Source organism: Elizabethkingia argenteiflava (genome assembly GCF_009904105.1).
GTDB classification, from domain to species: domain Bacteria; phylum Bacteroidota; class Bacteroidia; order Flavobacteriales; family Weeksellaceae; genus Elizabethkingia; species Elizabethkingia argenteiflava.
Map to the genome: position 1 here is coordinate 1 of NZ_JAAABJ010000154.1, position 318 is coordinate 318.

The 318-nt window shown below is 32.7% G+C and carries 1 protein-coding gene; it reads left to right on the plus strand.

Annotation, left to right across the window (positions count from 1 at the left end):
- A partial coding sequence (locus GNY06_RS01185; RefSeq protein ID WP_166518438.1) for a transposase occupies window positions 1-318 on the plus strand: 318 nt, incomplete at both ends.

The following is a 318-nucleotide window of genomic DNA, read 5'->3' on the forward strand; positions in this document are numbered from 1 at the left end:
ACCCACTTTTGGCTATTGTGCAGCACAGAAAACACGGTATTTTGGCTATAAACTTCATGCCGTATGTGACAAAAACGGGATCTTTCATTCGTATGATTTTTCCCCTGCAAATGTCCATGATGTGAACTACTTGAATGATGTGAAAAATAATTTTAAAAATTGTTTATTAATAGGAGATAGAGGATATATTGGCAAAGAATTCCAAGTTGATTTATTCAACTATTCAAAGATAAAACTGTCTGTTGCGATGAGAAAAAATCAACACGATTTTGTAGCATTTTCAAAAACAAAATCCAGCATCAGAAAAAGAATCGAAAC